The 18,990-nt window shown below is 33.6% G+C and carries 20 protein-coding genes and 1 pseudogene; 16 read left to right on the forward strand and 5 right to left on the reverse strand.

Translation table 11 applies throughout. From position 1 onward, the window contains the following. Positions 1-932: 932 nt before the first annotated feature. From IGB25_RS05245 to IGB25_RS05275, 9 genes and pseudogenes are all read left to right on the forward strand, one after another. Complete coding sequence (locus IGB25_RS05245; RefSeq protein ID WP_211066465.1) at positions 933-1,496, forward strand: TetR/AcrR family transcriptional regulator; 564 nt, start codon at positions 933-935, stop codon at positions 1,494-1,496. A 114-nt stretch (positions 1,497-1,610) separates the two neighbouring features. Next, positions 1,611-2,326 (forward strand): annotated as a pseudogene (locus tag IGB25_RS05250) (SDR family NAD(P)-dependent oxidoreductase). A gap of 67 nt (positions 2,327-2,393) precedes the next feature. After that, the gene (locus IGB25_RS05255; protein ID WP_211066466.1) at positions 2,394-3,458 is read left to right on the forward strand and encodes an NAD(P)/FAD-dependent oxidoreductase; all 1,065 of its coding nucleotides are present in this window, start codon (positions 2,394-2,396) and stop codon (positions 3,456-3,458) included. Between the two features lie 476 nt (positions 3,459-3,934). After that, a complete protein-coding gene (locus IGB25_RS14800; RefSeq protein WP_247653632.1) occupies positions 3,935-4,369 on the forward strand; it encodes an IS110 family transposase in 435 nt (144 codons plus the stop codon). Then, positions 4,345-4,560 carry a hypothetical protein gene (locus tag IGB25_RS14805; protein ID WP_247653633.1) on the forward strand — a complete coding sequence of 72 codons (216 nt, stop codon included), beginning with the start codon at positions 4,345-4,347 and terminating at the stop codon, positions 4,558-4,560. Before IGB25_RS14800 ends, IGB25_RS14805 begins: the two co-directional genes overlap by 25 nt. A 234-nt stretch (positions 4,561-4,794) precedes the next feature. Continuing rightward, complete coding sequence (locus IGB25_RS14810; RefSeq protein WP_247653634.1) at positions 4,795-5,265, forward strand: transposase; 471 nt, start codon at positions 4,795-4,797, stop codon at positions 5,263-5,265. 144 nt (positions 5,266-5,409) lie between these two features. Then, on the forward strand, positions 5,410-6,225 hold the full coding sequence (locus IGB25_RS05265) for a hypothetical protein (protein ID WP_211066467.1): 816 nt from the start codon (positions 5,410-5,412) through the stop codon (positions 6,223-6,225). Positions 6,226-6,631: 406 nt separating this feature from the next. Continuing rightward, positions 6,632-7,159 (forward strand): hypothetical protein, encoded by a 528-nt coding sequence (locus tag IGB25_RS05270; RefSeq protein WP_211066468.1) that lies wholly within the window; start codon positions 6,632-6,634, stop codon positions 7,157-7,159. A gap of 25 nt (positions 7,160-7,184) precedes the next feature. Next, positions 7,185-7,676 (forward strand): hypothetical protein, encoded by a 492-nt coding sequence (locus IGB25_RS05275; protein ID WP_211066469.1) that lies wholly within the window; start codon positions 7,185-7,187, stop codon positions 7,674-7,676. A 92-nt stretch (positions 7,677-7,768) separates the two neighbouring features. Here the strand turns inward: IGB25_RS05275 and IGB25_RS05280 are convergent, their stop codons facing one another. Beyond that, positions 7,769-8,752 (reverse strand): reverse transcriptase domain-containing protein, encoded by a 984-nt coding sequence (locus tag IGB25_RS05280; RefSeq protein WP_211065654.1) that lies wholly within the window; start codon positions 8,750-8,752, stop codon positions 7,769-7,771. A gap of 1,572 nt (positions 8,753-10,324) precedes the next feature. Between IGB25_RS05280 and IGB25_RS05285 the strand changes: the two genes are divergently transcribed. The 3 genes from IGB25_RS05285 (at position 10,325) to IGB25_RS14820 (ending at position 12,768) form a co-directional block, all read left to right on the forward strand. After that, complete coding sequence (locus tag IGB25_RS05285; RefSeq protein WP_211066470.1) at positions 10,325-11,107, forward strand: FRG domain-containing protein; 783 nt, start codon at positions 10,325-10,327, stop codon at positions 11,105-11,107. After that, positions 11,098-11,586, forward strand: coding sequence for a hypothetical protein (locus IGB25_RS05290; protein ID WP_211066471.1), 489 nt, complete (start codon positions 11,098-11,100; stop codon positions 11,584-11,586). The genes IGB25_RS05285 and IGB25_RS05290 overlap by 10 nt, the downstream gene beginning before the upstream one ends. 882 nt (positions 11,587-12,468) lie before the next feature. Next, the gene (locus IGB25_RS14820; RefSeq protein ID WP_247653635.1) at positions 12,469-12,768 is read left to right on the forward strand and encodes a hypothetical protein; all 300 of its coding nucleotides are present in this window, start codon (positions 12,469-12,471) and stop codon (positions 12,766-12,768) included. Positions 12,769-12,995: 227 nt separating this feature from the next. On the opposite strand, the gene IGB25_RS05300 is transcribed toward IGB25_RS14820, so the two are convergent. Then, positions 12,996-13,163, reverse strand: coding sequence for a hypothetical protein (locus tag IGB25_RS05300; protein ID WP_211066472.1), 168 nt, complete (start codon positions 13,161-13,163; stop codon positions 12,996-12,998). 139 nt (positions 13,164-13,302) lie between these two features. Between IGB25_RS05300 and IGB25_RS05305 the strand changes: the two genes are divergently transcribed. From IGB25_RS05305 to IGB25_RS05320, 4 genes are all read left to right on the forward strand, one after another. Next, the gene (locus IGB25_RS05305) at positions 13,303-13,695 is read left to right on the forward strand and encodes a Fur family transcriptional regulator (protein ID WP_211066473.1); all 393 of its coding nucleotides are present in this window, start codon (positions 13,303-13,305) and stop codon (positions 13,693-13,695) included. Positions 13,696-13,777: 82 nt separating this feature from the next. Then, positions 13,778-14,164, forward strand: coding sequence for a DUF302 domain-containing protein (locus tag IGB25_RS05310; RefSeq protein WP_211066474.1), 387 nt, complete (start codon positions 13,778-13,780; stop codon positions 14,162-14,164). Between the two features lie 80 nt (positions 14,165-14,244). After that, positions 14,245-14,520, forward strand: coding sequence for a hypothetical protein (locus IGB25_RS05315; RefSeq protein ID WP_211066475.1), 276 nt, complete (start codon positions 14,245-14,247; stop codon positions 14,518-14,520). Positions 14,521-14,540: 20 nt separating this feature from the next. Further along, the gene (locus IGB25_RS05320; RefSeq protein WP_256437268.1) at positions 14,541-15,179 is read left to right on the forward strand and encodes a serine aminopeptidase domain-containing protein; all 639 of its coding nucleotides are present in this window, start codon (positions 14,541-14,543) and stop codon (positions 15,177-15,179) included. 368 nt (positions 15,180-15,547) lie between these two features. On the opposite strand, the gene IGB25_RS05325 is transcribed toward IGB25_RS05320, so the two are convergent. The 3 genes from IGB25_RS05325 to IGB25_RS05335 form a co-directional block, all read right to left on the reverse strand. Continuing rightward, on the reverse strand, positions 15,548-16,306 hold the full coding sequence (locus IGB25_RS05325) for an SDR family NAD(P)-dependent oxidoreductase (RefSeq protein ID WP_211066476.1): 759 nt from the start codon (positions 16,304-16,306) through the stop codon (positions 15,548-15,550). 244 nt (positions 16,307-16,550) lie between these two features. Beyond that, complete coding sequence (locus tag IGB25_RS05330; RefSeq protein ID WP_211066477.1) at positions 16,551-17,432, reverse strand: glycerophosphodiester phosphodiesterase family protein; 882 nt, start codon at positions 17,430-17,432, stop codon at positions 16,551-16,553. A gap of 10 nt (positions 17,433-17,442) precedes the next feature. Then, complete coding sequence (locus IGB25_RS05335; RefSeq protein WP_211066478.1) at positions 17,443-18,981, reverse strand: RagB/SusD family nutrient uptake outer membrane protein; 1,539 nt, start codon at positions 18,979-18,981, stop codon at positions 17,443-17,445. Positions 18,982-18,990 lie beyond the last annotated feature (9 nt).

An 18,990-nucleotide genomic window follows, 5' to 3' on the forward strand; every position in this document is an offset into this window, starting at 1 on the left:
TATTGGATTGACATTACTAAACTTATTAATACAAACAATAATTCTTTTTGCCGTTGTCAAAATTATCAAGTCGATTCGTGTGTGAATTCCTCAAATTAAATAAATGAAATTAAACATTTACCGCAAGCACATTTGCAATTCGCACCAGCCGAAGCTAAAGCCAAAATTGCAAAAGAGCTTGCTACATTCGATATTTTAATAAACATTTTAACTAACTAAATGGAACAGCAGAACGCAAAAGCCCAGCAGGTAACAATGTATAAAAATAATAGCGGTTTATTAGCGAAAACGAAACAAAGTAAATATAATAAAGGTCTGTGTTTAACTGAAAAGTTTGTGTTTATAAATCCGCTACTATTCTTATACTAGACCGTTGGTAGCAACTACTCTATAATATTTTTAAAATTATAGGCTCACCCATTTTTTGATAAAGTAAGATGTAGGAATTTTTTCGGTGGAATTTTTCTAAATCCTAAATGATAGGCTTATCACGATGATTGATAACGAATAAAATCTTATCACGACGAGAAAATCACAATCCGCAACAATAGGCTGATTTGCAATAAAATAGTGAATAAAGAATACGACAAACGATGCTAAATCAAAAATTAAAGCTAAATGTCAACGAAATGTTATAACATCGAAATTATGGGAAATTTAAAACGTGGGAAAGAAAAAAATGGGTGCGAAAGGCTTGGGCGTTTTCAGCAAATGTTCTCGCCTACTTCACCGCTACTACCAACAATGTGTATCATTAATGGCTGTGTTTGGGCAGAATTTTAGGGTCTGTGAATTTTTTCTATCTTTACCAATAAAAACGAAAATGTGTTGACTTTTTGCACGCCACTAATGATACACTCGCCCGTTGTGTGCAATTTGAGAAAAATAGACAGACTTGTCTGTTTTTTGAAAAATTGTTTTATATTTGCATTGTGAAACATTCAGAAATACGACATAGAATTATTGAAACAGCATCAAAACTGTTTTATAAAAATGGATATAACTCTACCGGAATAAATGAAATAATTTCTGAAGCAGGTATTGCAAAAGCAACATTATATAGCCATTTTAAGTCTAAAGAAGATATTTGTATTGCCTACTTGCGATTTAAGAATAGTACGTTTTTAAACGACATTAAAGAATTTACTACTTCAAAGAAAAAGGGAACTGAACAAATATTAGCCTTGTTCGACTTTCTGCAACTCTTTTTTAAAGACCAAGATTTTAATGGCTGTTGGTGTATAAAAACAGTGGCGGAAATTCCGAAAGACAATCAAAACATAAGAATTGAAATACAAAATCAAAAAACTAACTTCATCAAGTTCATTAAGGAATTAGTAATCAATAACCTTAAAGATGTGAAAGCAGAAAACATAGATTCATTAGCTAGAAAAATTTATATGTTGTATGAAGCAGGAGTTAGCGAAAGTCACTTACATCAAAAAGATTGGCCGATTTCAGAGATGAAATCAGTTTGTCATCAAATTATAAGTTAAAAAAATTTACCTAAACAAAGACAGACTTGTCTGTTCATTATTAATAATTTAAATATATAACAAATGGAAAATTCAAAAAAAGAAACCGCTATAATCATTGGTGGAACAACGGGAATGGGAAAAGCAACTGCTGAGTTACTTTTAAAAGACGGTATGGAAGTCATCGTACTAGGTCGACCTAACAAGAATCTAGACACAACTAAGGAAGAGTTATCAAAGCTTGGTAGCGTCAAAACAATGGGTATCGACTTGTTCGATTCTGAATCCATTCAAAATTTCATTAATGACATAAAAACCATTGCACCAAATGTAAAATACTTGGTCAATGCAGAGGATATTTCAGTCCAAAATCATTTTTAGAGCATACAGCTCAAGATTATGATATCTATCACAATTTCAATAAGGCGTTCTTCTTTATAACACAAGCCGTTTCTAATTTAATGAAAGAAAATGGTGGTGGCTCTATTGTAAACATAGGTTCAATGTGGGCGAAACAGGCCATAAAAGCAACACCATCTTCTGCCTACTCAATGGCAAAAGCAGGTTTACATAGTTTAACACAACACTTGGCAATGGAATTAGCAGAACACAACATTAGAGTGAATGCAGTTTCGCCAGCTGTAGTAGTTACACCAATTTATGGTGCTTTTATCGAGGAAGATAAAATTGAAGAAACACTACAAGGGTTTAACGAATTCCACCCAATTGGACGCGTTGGAAGACCAGATGATATTGCTAAAACAATTCATTTTTTACTGACTGACCAAAGCTCTTGGGTGACAGGTGCCATTTGGGATATTGATGGCGGTGTAATGGCAGGAAGAAATTAATAATCACTTTTAAAGAAGCTCTATTTGACTTTCAAATAGAGCTTCTTTTTACTAAAAAAATAATGCATTGAAAGAGCGTATTTTAATTGTTGGTGGTGGTTTAAGTGGGCTAACTTTAGCCTATTTGCTTTCAAAAAGAAATATAGAAGCAAAGGTTTTAGAAGCCTCACCAAGACTTGGTGGACGTATTCAAACTATAAAAGGAACATTAGAAACACCTTTGGAATTAGGTGCTACTTGGTTTTCGGATATGCATAAGAATATGTTTAATCTATTAAATGAATTAGGCTTACAGAAATATGAACAGTTTTCTAAAGGCAAATCTTTATTTCAAACCAAATCATTCGAGCCACCACAAGAATTTTTTGTACCAGCATCTCAAAGCCCATCCTATAGAATAGCAGACGGAACGCAAGCACTAATTGATGCATTGGCGAATCAATTAGATAATGAAAACATAAAACTAAACACCAAAGTTAAAGCGATTACGGACATTGGCAATGCGTTGGAAGTCAAAATTTCTAAAGGTCAAAAAATTCAAGCAGATAAAGTTATATTATGTGTACCACCACAATTGGTAGATTCACAAATTCAATTTTCACCCGAACTGCCGAATTCAGTTACGAAAGTTCTGCCCACAGTTCATACTTGGATGGCTGGTTCTATAAAGTTCGTTTTAGAATACAACAACCCTTTTTGGCGGAATAATGGGCATTCAGGAATGTTGTTTAGTCACTCTGGTATTGTTAGCGAAATGCACGACCATACAAATGCAAAAGAAAATAAATTTGGTTTCACAGGATTTTTAAATGGAGGTGCGATTTCTTATTCTCAAGAAGTTAGAAAAGAATTTGTCATACGACAACTATCAGAACTTCTTGGCAATGAAGTTTTAAATTACAGTAGTTATTCTGACAAGGTTTGGTCAGACAAATTTGTTGTGAGCGAAAGCCAAACTATTCTTAGACCACATCAAAATAATGGACATTCCTTGTCGCAAAATAGTTATATGAATGATAAATTATTCTTCTCTGGAACGGAAACAGCAACAGAATTTGGTGGTTATATGGAAGGTGCTATTATTTCAGCTTTTAAAGTAAATAAACGAATAAAATTGGTTTCTAAAGAATAAAAACTGCACACAACAACGTGTATAAGCAATAGCGGTTTGAGTGTGAACTTGAACCGTTTTTGTGTTTAATTAAGTATCTTGCTATCCGAAAAGTAGTCCTTTTAAATCCGCTACTGCTCATACACAAATACGATGTGCAACATTCCCCATATCAAGAAACTCGATTAATTTCTATTGCTAACGATGCCGATAAAATATTGGTTATTATTTTTGTAATGATCCTTTGTAAGGCCGATTTTTCAAATGGTGCTTGAGATAGAGCCCGTGCGCTCATTCTGGTTGAAATGTAAAAAAGCCCCGACTCTTCTCAGGGCTTTGTTGATAATTTCAGTGGTGGCTACGATAATTCGCAGACCCCGTTCAGAATAATTTTCAATACAAAAATACATTTCCTTAGGATCTTTTTTGTTTAATACTTAAATATTTTTCAATTATGGCAAGAAAGAAAAAGTTAGAAATGGAAATTGTAAACCAACATGCAAAGAGGTATTGACATTGGAAGTCGGTCTCACTTTGTAGCAGTTGGACAAGCCCTAGAAGATGTAAAAGAATTTGGGGTTTATGCAGAAGATCTTACTGCAATTTGTCAACACCTAAAAAGCTATGGCATTACCTCAGTTGCCATGGAAAGCACAGGAGATTATTGGCAAAATCTTTTTACAGAACTCATCAAGCATGATTTTGAAGTTATTTTATGCAATGGAAAATTTACCAAACACGCAAAAGGTAAAAAAACAGATGTTAAAGATGCAAGATGGATTCAAAAACTGCATGCATTAGGTTTGCTTACAAGTAGTTTTTTGCCTGACCAGCAGACTGAAATACTTAGAACTTATGCACGTCAGCGAGGCAATATTATACATCAAGCGTGGCGACTTCAAGAAAAATGCAAAAGCACCTTAAGTTTTTAAATTTTAGACTTGATGTTGTAGTTAAAGACATTTGTGGTCTTACAGGTCTTAAAATCATAGAAGATATTTGCAAAGGAAATTTAGACCCTAATGAACTTGCTAAGCATCGGCACTACAATTGCCGAAAGTCTGAGGCAGAAATAGCAAAAGCCCTCCATGGCAATAACAGGGAAGACTTTCTTTTGGGTTAAAACAAGAATTTCAAACTTATCAGTTTTTACAAAAACAATTAAAGGCTTGCGATAAACAGATAGACCAATTCATAAAAAAGCATCTTGACACAAATCCAGAATTAAAAAAACTAAAAACCAATCCAAAACCTTATAAAAGAGAAAATAAGAATGCTCCCAAAATAAAGGATTTTAATCAAGTAGCTTATCAGTATTTTGAAGGTGTGGATCTGCTTGCCATTGAAGGCGTAAGTCATGCTACAATACTTAGTATTATATGAGATATATCCGGAAGGATTTAGAAAGTTTAATTCTTCAAAAGAATTTGTCTCTTGGTTAAGACTAGCACCAAACAACAAAATATCAGGCGGTAAAGTGCTTAGTTCAAAAGTTCCTAAAGGGAGTAATAGATTAAAAATAGCATTACGACAAGCAACTAATTCTATTGGAAATTTAAAAGATACACACTTGTCTGATTTCTTTAAGCGTGTCGCATTTAGAAAAGGAAGACAAGCGACAGTAAGCGCAACAGCAAGAAAATTGGGTGTAATCATATGGAATATGGTTACAAAAAAAGAACCTTATAAACCGCCAAAAGAATATCTATTCCTCGATCAAAAAAGAAAGTTAGGCATAGCCAAAAGAATGAGGAAACAAATCGCTAAATTTGGATTAACTAATGAAGATTTAGGCTTAAATGCAAATATCTGTAAAACAGCAACTTAATTTACGTTAGTCAGAATTTAAATGAGAAATGATTAAATGATAATATCGGACTAACCACCCAATTTTATGTGAGTAACAAGGATAAAGCAGATTAATTGTTACAATAAAAGCTCTGCTCAGTATTAATTTATAAATTTTAAAAAGATGAAAAATGTAAGAAGAATTATGTGTTTGACATTATGTCTATTTATTTTTTCTTGTGATGACTCTGTGGATGAAACACAAGAAGATGTTATATTGATGTCAAAAAATTTAGAACAACTAAATTATATTGAATATCAAGATGCGTTAGATATTTCAAATCAACTTATAAGTGAATCGATGGAATATTTAGAAAATCTTGAGTATAGAGAACAGTCTGAAAGTGAAATAAAAAATGAATTTTACAATCAAAGCACGGTATTAACAAATTTGTCTAATGTGTTAGAGTATGACACTGAAATAGTACCCGACAACTATAATCAATTTGATATTCAGATAGAGATTTCTGATATAAATAATTCTGAATTTCTCAATGAAATTCAGAAAGATTACGCTTCAAATTTGCTGAATGCTGTTGAACAAAATAATTTTGATGAATTAATTCGTATCAAAGATTCATTTAAAAATGACGTTGTAAGTAATCCAGAATTGAGAATTTTCAATAGTGGTATAGCATTAATTGAGTCGGCACAAATGTATATGAACTCCAATGGCGATTATTCTTATACTACTTTTGGAGATGATGATTGCCTTCATGCGACTTTAGTAGGTGGTGTTATGGGAGGTGTATACGGCATGATTTCCGGAGCCATTGGAGGAGGTCTATCAGGTGTAACCTTAGGTTTTATTTTTACAGGTGGTATACTTTCAGTACCAGCAGGTGGAGCTGGTGCAGTTGCAGGAGCAACAAGTGGTGGTTTTCTTGGTTTTTTAGGTGGCGCAATCTTAGGATATTTAGGTTGTCTTATTTTCGGATAATGAAATCAGTCAATGATAAAATATTCATATTTGTAATACCATTATTGATAACAATTAATTTTTATTATTTCAAAATTATAAAATTAGATAATTTTTTGGACTGTCTAGGTTTTTATTTACTTGGAGTAGTAATATTTTATGTTATCAAAAGATTTTATTATATGACTTGAATTGAATTAAAAACGTTGCACATCAATGCATATATTCAATAGCGGCTTTTGGCTAAAACCAAAGGTCGCTTTTGTTTTTAAATTGATTTTTATACAAAAACTTTAGCTATTTTTACCGCTACTGAAATATATACAAACCGTTGTGAGCAATACTGAAAGCAACATTTAGCATTAATTAACATTTTTACTGTTTGACGAAATAGAATTCAATTTTATTTTTGTAAAAAAAAATAATTATGAAAAAAACAATTTTACTGTTAGCTTTAACACTAGGTGTTTTGAGCTTAAATTCGTGTAGTGATGAACAACTACAAGTTGAAAACAATCAAGAACTAATGAAGTCTGCTGAGTCGGATTGGCCAAAAGTTAAAGAAGGTGGTGTAAAAACAACTTGGACGCTTGGTAGAAAATCTAGAAATTGTAGAGGATTAGGTATTTGTAAACATAAAAAAACTTCTGGCTACATTAAGTTCGAACAAGGAACTCTCGATATTCCTTTAGCAAAGTCTTTTGAAAATGACGAAAGAACAATTGATGGTTTTATATCACCATCTTCTGATGGTACTCAATTCGCATTTTTAATTAATGAAACTAATTTGCAAAAACTCGAAGATTATACAGATTTTCGAACATTAATTATTGAAGAAGATTATTATTTCGAAAATGAAGATGTGATTGAGTTAAGAATTAATGAAGGCTTTTTAATTGAGGCAGGAACATATGATTTTTCATATGATTCAACATACGATGTTTACGAAGTGTGATATTCACAAACAAAAATAATTGATGATGAAAATATTTTCAACATTACTTATTGTATTAATATCGTTCACGTCGATTGGTCAAACGAACAGCGAGAATTACTTAAAGCAATATGATATATCTAAAGGTGCAATAAATGAGTTAACGTTCATAAATAAAACTCAGTTTAATAATTTTATTTCAACATTTGAAGATAATAAGGGTTTTGAGTTGCCTAAATTTTTTATTTTAGATAATTCAGGTAAATTATTAAAACATAAACTTGATGTTCGAATTAGTGAATGTGGGAAAGGTGATGTTAATGAACTGAGAAAAAAATATTTTAAGAACCTACCAACAATTGATGAACTGAATAATTTTTTTAACGAAAAATTGGAGATTCCTGAGGAAAATGATTTTATCGTAGTTTTTATTTGGCACGAAGCTATGGATAAATTTAATCAACATACTTTTGAAACTTATCATACTTGGAAGGAAAACGATAACATAAAATTTTATTTTCTTAATTTAAATATGTGATAAAGGTCGAGTAGGTAAAGGGGAATCCACCCCTAAACCTCTCACAGAACCGTACGTGATAGTCTCCCATCATACGGCTCTTCTTAACAAGTCTATGGCGTAAAACCGTATTGCCAATGCACAAACAGATTAGGATAATGCTTTGCAGTTTCCTGTAACCATTTGTAGGCAAAAAACCAGTGTTTACGCCTAAATCTCCGATATTTGTTGCGTACCCATTTTGCCAGACGCATATTCAAGAAACGAAATACATAGTGTAATTCACTCATTCTTACTTTGCCGTAATAATTAATCCAACCTCGTACTTTTTCTGCTATTATGCCTGCCAAATCTGGCAGGCGTAAATGAACCATACGATGAAGTTTCATCTTAAACAAAGTTTGATTGATGCGTTTCTGTCGTTTACGACTGATTGACGGTGTAAATCCCAAATGAAAGTTCCCAAAATAGCCCTTTACCATTCTTGGCTTAAATGTAAATCCAAGAAAATCGAATGTTACATAATGAACCTTAAATGGTGGATGCTTCTTTTGGTTGCGTTTGCAATAAACGATATTGCTCTTGCCGTCTTTTATCTGCAATTTGCACTGTTTAAATCGGGCTTTTACCGCTTCCAACGTCCGCAAGGCTTGTTTAAAATTATCGCAATGGATGATAATATCATCAGCATAGCGCTCAAACTTTACTTCCGGGTGGTTGTTCTCAATCCACTTATCAAAAACAACATGCAAGAAAATGTTTGCCAGTAATGGGCTAATAACACCTCCTTGTGGTGTGCCTTTGTCTCGTGAATGAATACTACCGTCTTTCTTTTGAATTGGAGCCTTTAACCAACGTGCTACATACAAGTGAATATGCTTTTCTTTGGTAAAATGTCCTAATGCTTTAAGCATTAAGTCATGGTCTATCTCATCAAAAAAACTCTTGATATCCAAATCTATCACCCAATCCATTTTCATGCAGTTTTCCCTGCATTGCTTTATGGCTTGATGCGCTGATTTGTTTGGTCGATAGCCAAAAGAATCTTTACTAAACTGTTTATCTACAATCTGTTCTAATTCTTCTCTTATTACCATTTGAGCCGTTCGGTCTTATACTGTTGGAATGCCAAGCTTCCTGATTCTGACCGTCTTCTTTGGGTATTTCTACCTCGCGCACAGTACTGGAAAATAACTACCATCGGCTAACCTATTCCATACAGGATATAAGTATTTCATAGGACGTGAATGTACTTCTGTACTGACAAATTATCAACACCTGAAATACCTTTGTTACTCTTTACCTTTTTAAAGGCATCCCATACCTGTCGCTTTAATATCGGTTGCGACTTTTGTTTCTCTTTGAAAATCATCCTAAAAAAATCTTTAGTTGTAATACAATTTAAAACTGTTAAGTCAGTCCCTTCGCTCCATTTCCATTACAGAAACTTCATCACTACTACAGACTAATCCGCCACTAATTAACAGTATCGCTACTTTCTACCTTGCCCTTCGGGGTTGTGGTATTTTTGCACTATTAATTAGCTTCTCCTGCTCCGTAATTGAGCCGTAAGCAAAGCTCCTGCCCTCTTTATGCCGATTGCCACTTGACCAGAAATAGGTATCATGTCAAGTTCTGTTCTCGCAAGACCGCCCATCCCTCGATTTTGACAATACTAAAGTTGTTTACGACACTTCTACAAGGGTTCAATCTCGTCTCTTTCAGCTTCTTTACTCCTACCATAGCAAACTACTCTGAAAACAACACAGGTAGTGCATTTAACCTTATCGCTCAAGACCAACCCGTGAAAGGAAAGCCCCATAAGGCGGTTTGACTGGTGTGCCTAATCACTCCCAGCCGAGAGACCAATCCTCATCGTACTCTTTACGTGAATCCACCTGAAACAAATGCCAGGGTCGTTTCTAAATACCAATGAGACTCTCATCTCAATTACAGTTATGTTACTTGTTTTCAATGAACTTAATCACTATCTTGTATCCCCAAGTAACGCAGGACACACTACTGCTCACAACAATGTATAAAAGTAATAGCGGTTTGGGTATTAATCCAAACCGCTTTTGCGTTTTATTAAGTACATTGCATACCGAAAAGTAGTTGCTTATTAATCCGCTACTACTCTTATACTTGACCGTTGGTAGCAACTACTCCATAATATTTTTAAAATTATAGGCTCACCCATTTTTTGATAAAGTAAGATGTAGGAATTTTTTCGGTGGAATTTTTCTAAATCCTAAATGATAGGCTTATCACGAGGAATGTTAACGATTAAAATCTTATCACGACGAGAAAATCACAATCCGCAACAAAAGGCTGATTTGCAATAAAATAGTGAATAAAGAAAACAAGGAGCGATGCTAAATCAAAAACTATGGCTAAGCGTCAACGAAATGTTATAACATCGAAATTATGGGAAATTTGAAATCTGGGAATGAAAAAAAATGGGTGCGAAAGGTTTGGGCATTTTTCAGCAAAAGTTCTCGCCTACTCCACCGCTACTACCAACAATGTGTATCATTAATGGCTGTGTTTGGGCAAAATTTTAAGGTTTGTGATTTTTTTTTATCTTTACCAATAAAAACGAAAATGTGTTGACTTTTTGCACGCCACTAATGATACACTCGCCCGTTACCTGCAAGCTAAATAAAACTATGACCAAAAGAGAAATATCGAATTTAGATTTAAAGGTTCAGTTCACCAACGAATATTTACGAAGCGGTGGACTTGAAAAAATATTAGACCCAAATCTATTGCAGGACTTAATAGATATGAAGTTTGACCATAACGGAAAAGCTAATCCTGAATCAGTTACACCAAGAGCAAATGCTTTTATGTTAGCACTTCTTGGAGTACAACTTCAACCACCTTATTTCTCTAAAGACTTTATATCTGAATATTCCTCAATACTTCAAAAATCAAAATGCTTTGACCAAATAAATATTGATACAGTTGAACATTTCGATAAAATATATGATGAATATAAAATCAAAGAAGATATGCTTTTTAGAGGCCAAAGAGAAGCAAGATGGCGTCTTTATAGTAATCTTCAACGTTTTTGGATTCTTCATAAACTTCACGAACAAGAAAATTCTTTTGAAGAGTTTTTAGACAAGCTTGTAACAAATGGAAAAACTGATTACGAAGAACATATCAAACAAATTTTAGAGGAACACAATATTGATACTTTAAATGCTATTTCCATACTTGGCTTTTTACAACACCATAGTTGCCCAACACCTTTATTAGATTGGACTTACAAATTTCAGAATGCACTATTCTTTGGTTTAGATGGTTTGGAATTAAATCAAGGAGCAAAAGAAATAGACAATTATTTTAGTCTGTTCTACATTGAGGAAGAATATATGGGAGAAGGCGGAATGCGTAAATTAATGGAAGCTTTGAAGATGTTGGACAAGCTCTCACTTTGGAACTAATTGCAAAAATTGCCAAAGACGATAAAGAAAGATTGGAAATTGAAGAGCATTTTAAAGGACGTAGTATAATCGACAAAAGCAAAGTATTTGGTTCGGGACTTGTAAAATATGTTACTGAAATTAAGCATATGGTTAATATTCCTATAAGTTTTTTCAGCGATAAAGATGTAGATAGCGGTTTTATATTTTCTCTAAACAATAGTAAAAATATACAGAATCAAGTTGGAGTTTTTACTTGGAACGCTGACCCAATAAAACCACTAGAGATTGTAGGAAATGAACAATATTTAGAAGCCAAAGCCGAGAACGAGCCAGAGGAATACAGATTTTGCAGTTGTTTTAACATTAATAAAAAACTTGCAGGTCATATACTCAAAAGATTGGAAGATGACGGAATTACAAGAGATTTCATATATCCTACACCTGATATTAACAGTTGGAACATTTATGAAAAATCTAGAACAAAAGCCAGCAGGTAACATCGGCTATAGCAAATGCGGGCTAAAGTGCTAAAATGAAAATAATTACACAAAATAAACTAATCGCTAAACGGAAAGGAAAGTTCCTTGAAATCCCGCACTTGCCATAGCCGAGAACCGTTGGTAGCAACTACTCCATAATATTTTTAAAATTATAGGCTCACCCATTTTTTGATTAAATAAGTTGAATGGATTTTTTTCGGTGGAATTTTTCTAAATCCTAAATGATAGGCTTATCACGAGGAATGTTAACGAGTAAAATCTCATCACGACGAGAAAATCACAATCCGAAACAATAGGCTGATTTGCAATAAAATAGCGAATAAAGAAAACGACAAACGATGCTAAATCAAAAACTATGGCTAAGCGTCAACGAAATGTTATAACATCAAAATTATGGGAAATTTGAAATCTGGGAATGAAAAAAAATGGGTGCGAAAGGTTTGGGCATTTTTCAGCAAAAGTTCTCGCCTACTCCACCGCTACTACCAACAATGTGTATCATTAATGGCTGTGTTTGGGCAAAATTTTAAGGTTTGTGATTTTTTTTTATCTTTACCAATAAAAACGAAAATGTGTTGACTTTTTGCACGCCACTAATGATACACTCGCCCGTTGTGCCTCATTCCCCACATGTAATTTCCTGAAACAGGTTGACTAAAAATTAAACCATTAATTATAGTCACTTATGAAATCAAAAAAAGAACACTGGCGAAAAAAAGCTACCAAAAAGTAACTTTAGAAACCAAATTATTAGTTGTTGACCAAATCGTAAACGGTCAGCTCTCAAGAAAAGTCGCCTCAAAGAAATATGATGTTCCTCGGACAACTATTTCCTACTGGCTAAGAATTTATAGTACCTTAGCCCAACAAAAAATAGGTATGAGTAAAAATCAAGAAATCAAGAAATTAAAAGAAAAGATCGAAGAACTGGAGTTCGTTAAAGACTTTCAGCAAGACATCATTGCTGATATGGAACTCATTACAGGAGTGGATATGGCAAAAAAGTCGTTGCCCAAAACATTAGCAAAAGAGATAGAGCGAAAGAAGAAAGACCGTATAAAAGAAAATGGCTCTATGGATGTTTTGGGATCACTAAACAAGCCTTCTACAAACGACTTAAAGCCCAACAAAAACATTGAAATAGCTAGAGATATGACTCATCAAGCTGTATATTTATAATAACCTAAGAACGCATTTTAGTCTTGACCTTAGAAAACCAGCAGAGGTTCATTTAAATCCGAACATCAAATACAAATCGTATAGAAAAAATAACTTAAATTTACAGGAAATTAAAATATGAGCACAAAGTAAAAAGTTATTCTAATTTTTTTAAATCATTCAAAAGGCTCAGAAAAAAAATTGGAAATAACTTTTGATCGATAATCTAATCAATAACCAAAAAAGAGTCAACCTATATCAATATAATACATTGACTTTTGCACTGGTAAAAGTTGATGAAATTTTCCAAGTTTTAGAATGTCGATAAAGTTTAGAAAGAAATCTGCTCTTTTGTGTTTATCAACAAAAGCACTGTTTAATTCTGATAAATTTTTAATATCTTTGTGTTGTAGCATTTTGTCGTATTTGGAATTACAGCTTTAAATATACTGAAAATCAGTAAATTAAAGAAACAAAAAGCTACTTTTTTTTGTAATATTTATCTTGTTTTTAGGACAATTTAAAAGTGCGAAACTTGAGTTAATTATTACTGTTATGGAAAATCAGGAAATCGATAAAAAACTTGAATCGAAAAACGTAAAATCAACAGCCATGCAAACGTTGGTTTACAAAGCACTGAGCCTATCGGATTTGGAACAACGCTTTGGAAAAGTTGAGCGTTCAACCATATTCAGGGCACTTAAATCATTCGAGGATAATTTCATCGTTCAAACAGTTAATGATGGTTCAGGTTCAGTTAAGTATGCCGTTTGCGATGAGGATTGTACATGTAATATAAATGACCTGCACGTTCATTTTTTCTGTACGCGTTGTGGCAGAACACGTTGCATGAAGGAACTGCCCATCCCCGATGTTAAACTGCCCGATGGATATACTTATGAGAATACCCAGTTCATTATTAACGGGGTGTGTCCGCACTGTCATTAAACTTTGCAACAATTTTGCACTAACTTTTATGTAATTTTGGTGTTAATATTATTAGAATGTCTCACATTAAAAAATTATTAGTATGAAGTATTATTTTGAAAAAACCACAGATTATGCTTTTGAAGAAGCAGTAGAAAAAGTAACCGAAGAACTTAAAAAAGAAGAGTTCGGGGTACTGACCGAGATTGATGTGCAGCCTACATTGAAAAAGAAACTGGATGTCGATTTCAGAAAATACCTAATTTTGGGGGCTTGCAATCCGCCATTTGCACATAAAGCACTGCAAGCCGAAAACAAAATCGGAGCCATGCTACCCTGCAATGTGATTGTGCAGGAACTGGAGAATGGCAAAACAGAAGTAGTCGCCGTTGACCCAGTGGCATCCATGAAGGCGGTTCAAAATGACAAATTAGGTGGTATTGCTGGCGAAATCAGGGCGAAACTTGAAAAGGTCATTGAAAACGTATAATAACTTAATAATCATGATAAAAATTAATCGAAATAAAAAAGAGGATTGTTACATTCTTATTGACGAGTTTTATCATTTACATGGCAATTTGTTTATCTCTTATCTATTGGTCGATACCTGAAATAAAGAACATTAAAAACTACGATTTTAGTTCAATCGAGGAAAATTCAGGTTCTTCTCTTGGAGAAACGCAATGGATTAAAACCAGAGATGGATTTGAATTATTCAACAGAATTTATAAAAGCGAAAGCAAAGATGTAATGATTTTAATTCATGGCTCTGGTTCTGAAAGCAGGTATTTGTCAAGTTTATCCGATTCAATTGCAAAAAAAAATTGCCACAGTACTGACGCCTGATTTAAGAGGACACGGAAATAATAAAGAAAAAAAAAGGAGAAGTTGAGTACATAGGACAACTTGAAAACGACATTGAAGATTTGATTGAGTTCAGCAAACAAAATCTCAAAGCTGATAAAATCATATTGGCAGGACACTCATCGGGAGGCGGTTTAGTTTTAAAGTTTATCGGCAACCCTAAAAACACAAAAGTTGACAGGGCAATTATGCTTGCACCTTATTTGGGATACGATGCAATAACGGTTAAACCGAACAGTGGCGGTTGGGTGACGGTTGCGTTGAAAAGGATAATCGGACTATCGATGTTGAATAACATTGGGATAAAGATGCTCAATGGACTTCCGGTTTTGTTTTTCAACCGGCCGGAAAGTGTTAATGATGAACTCCAGGTTCCTTTTTATTCGTTCCGAATGACGATAGATTTTACGCCCAAGAATTATAAAGAAGACATAAGAAATATAAATATCCCGTGCCTGGTTTTAGTAGGAAAGCAAGACGAAAGTTTTTATCCCGAACAATTTGAAGTTGCTTTTAAACCAGCCGACAAATTTGTCAAGACATTAATATTGGACGATGCGAAACATTTAAGTCTTGTTGATAAACAAAAGACATTTGAAATAATTAAAGAATGGGTGAAAGAAACAGAGCACGAAAATTAAAATCTGCTTCGCAGACAGAAAAGAAAACTATGGAGAAATCCTTGTGAAAAGTTTAGCCACGTTAGACAAGTTTTTAGATGACGGAATGAATGCCGAGTAGCCGCCAACACATGGTATAGTGCATGCGGGTTTCAGAGGTTTGCGAAGGCTTGTGGCTCGTAAAAAAAGTCGGTGTAAACTGATAGGAAATCGCTTCGTAATCCCGCACGACACCTAAACTGAAAAAATGTCAAGGCTGTTTTATGGCTAATGGTGAATGTTATTTTATATATATCTTTCTATGTATTGGGGTTCTTAAAAAATACGTCGGTATTATACTTTCATCTGTTTATTAACGATACTATTTCATTAAAAATGGTATAATATCATTATAGTGCGGTCAATCCACCATCAATAACTAATTCAGAGCCTGTCATATAAGAAGATTCATCAGAAGCAAGAAATAAAACACCATACGCAATTTCTTCTAATTTTGCCCCTCTACCCAAAGGTGTTCCAGAAAGTGAATTCATTTTAAAATCATCAGAACCTTTCATCTGTGTTGTCATAGGAGTTTCTACATAACCTGGATGAACGGAGTTGACACGAATGTTATCCTTGGCTAATTCAACTGTCGCCCCTTTGGAATAGATTCTTGAACCACCTTTTGATGCCGTATAGGCCGTACCATTACCTCCACCAATAATACCTCCTACGGATGAAATATTGATAATGGAACCTGCTCCTTCTTTTTTCATATAAGGAACAACGGTTTTAACTCCTATGAACTGACCTAAAAGATTAACCGAAAGTACTTTGTTGAATTCTTCTACGGTTCTTTCTTCCAATGATCCCATGATATCACCAAGAATACCTGCATTATTAACCAGTACGTCAATTTTACCAAAAGCGGTCTCCGCTTTTTGAGCTACTGTTTTCCAGCTCTCTTCCGAGCTTACATCATGGACGACATATTCCACAACACCACCATTAGCCTTTATTTCAGCGGCAACGGATTTTAATTTTTCTTCTTGTATATCGGTGATGATTACTTTTGCCCCTTCTTTGGCAAATAGTTTAGCTTCTGTCGCACCCATACCACCAGCAAGACCAGTGATAATTGCGACTTTGTTTTCTAATCTGTTCATGCTTATATATTTTTTAATTTAAAATCGAATTTAATTAAATTCCATTTAAATATTAATAAGTTTCACATAAATTTAATGAACTAAAACATCAGCCTACAAACAATTATCAAAAGTTTAGATTTTTGAATACTTTTTATTTCTAAGTCCTAAGATTTTCAGTTTTCTTTCTTTAAGTTGGTGGTTTTTATCTTATTTCTCCTTATATTTTATCAATTAACACTATAATTCATTTAGTTTATCAATATTAACGATGTAAATTTTTCGATTTAAGAAATGCTAATAGTTCTTCAGGTAAATCAGTCTGAATTACATTGACATACTTTTCATTTAAGACTTTTTCAAAACCAGAACCTTTTTCTTGCAATTCCAAATCATCGATATCTCCCATGGTTTTTACCAAGATACGCATCCCTTTATATGCCATTTTTTTCATTAAATAATCATTATAAAAATCATGGTCGATGTGTACAATTTTTATATCGTCATATTTTAGCATATCTTCTACATCACAAGTAGAATATGCCCTTGGCATAATTTTAATTTCTGGATTCAACTTATGTATATGGGGGAAATATCTAAAATTATGTAAAAAGAAAAGCACTTGCTTTTCAGCATTATGCTTTTCAATAAGTTTAAAGGTTTTAACCACAGCTTCTTTATCATCCAACTTAAAGTCAACATCTATCATAATTTTATCTTTAGTAAGCTTTAGAACCTCGTCGAAAGTGGGTACGGCTTGATTGGTTGGTTTTTCATTAAACAATAAATGCAATTTTTTTAATTCATCTAATGTAAAAGAACTGACTTCTCCAGTACCATCTGTTGTACGATCGACAGTAGCATCATGCATAATGATTAATTTTCCATCCTTAGTTTGTCTTAAATCCAATTCGATAATATCCACTCCTAAACGGATACTTTCTTTCATTGCGACTATCGAATTTTCTGGATAATTTTGATGAGCTGAACGATGAGCCATTACCAGAATTTCCTCTGGTTCATTATTAAAAACATGTAATATACTATCTAATCTTGTTGTGATCTGTGCCTGAACTTGCAGAGCTATGAATAAAAGAAAGAATAGATTTTGGAAAGCTTTTGTTGTTATATTTAGATTTCTTTTCATTTTAAAATTTTTAGTATCCGTCATTTTGTGGAAATTCTACTGTGCTTAAATCGATTTGAGATTGTGGTATCGGTCTTAGTTTATGATAATCCATGATATTAGGTTCAGCATTAGGATTATATAGCCTTGTCCGCTCTATTAATTTTCCTGTTCTTGCTAAGTCCATCCAACGTTTCTCCTCAGCACCTAATTCTAAAGCTCTTTCATCTAAAATTTTATCCATGTCTATTTGCGATGCGGTCACTAAAGGAATCATAGTACCTTCTTTTGATGCTCTAATACGAACTTCATTTAAGTAATCAGCGACTTCTTGTTTTTTATCCTGCTTTAAAAGTGCTTCTGCTGCCAACAAATAAGTTTCTGAAAGTCGATATACAAAAAAGTCTCGAAAACCTGCTCTGTCTTGAAAACTGGCACGTGTGGGATCATCATGTTTTTTTATACCCCAATGCATTTTATCGATATTAGGAGCTATTTTTGAAGGAACATCTGATTCTACCTGCCAAACAACAGTATCTCCTATAGCTTTACCTTCTGGCAAAGTTGCTTCATTATTGTAAAACCAGGTATATCTAAATGTAACATCAAATCGAGAATCATTTTCAGAAAATAAATTTCTAAAAAATTCAGTAGGACGAAATCGAGTATATGGTCTTCCTCCTTGAGTTACGTCTCGTTTAAGCCCAGGATATTGATCATAGGCTGGAGTAAAAAAAAGATGACCTTGGTTTCCATCTCCATTAAAAAGCGGGTCTCGAATGTATTGAACTGCAAAAATTATCTCTTCATTTACCTGATTATTATAATCAAACACATCAGCATAATTACTCAGTAATGCATAAGGACCTTCTTGTATAATCATTTTAGCAGCGTTTTCTGCACCTTCATAATCATTCAACAATAAGTCAATCAAAGCTAATTGTTGCAAGGTCGCTCCTTTTGTAACTCTACCATACTCATCTTGTGTATAGTCTAAGTTATTTACAGCATATTCGGTATCTTCTTTCATTTTTTCCCAAATGCTAATCCTATCGGTTCTTACATCTTCTGTATTTACGCCTTCTGTTTCAGTATCTCTATAGACTACATCGCCATACTGTATGGTCAGCCAGTAATAATAATGAGCTCTTAAAAATCTTACTTCAGCTTTATAGGTTGTTTTCAGAGCCTCATCCATATCAACATTATCTATACGATCAAGTATTGTATTAGAAGCATTAATTCCGGCATAGCAGGTACTCCATATATCTTCTAAATAACCCATAGATGAGTTCAATTCAGAACTGTATCTGTCCATACCTTTATAACCGCCATCCTTACCGTGGCGGAACAAATCTGTACCAAAAGTAGTTAGAGTAAAGCCAGGCTGAGATCCATATAAATCTCTGAGATATGAATAAACACCATTCACACCGTCAACTATTCCCGAAGGAGTATTGAATATAGTATTGGGAGTAGCTTCTGAAACAGGGTCTTCGTCTAAACTACATGAATAGAAAACACCCAATGCTAACACTGATAAAATGATTAAAAAATTTATTTTTTTCATGATAAATAA

It is taken from the genome of Flavobacterium sp. CS20 (genome assembly GCF_018080005.1).
In the GTDB taxonomy this organism is placed as follows: domain Bacteria; phylum Bacteroidota; class Bacteroidia; order Flavobacteriales; family Flavobacteriaceae; genus Psychroflexus.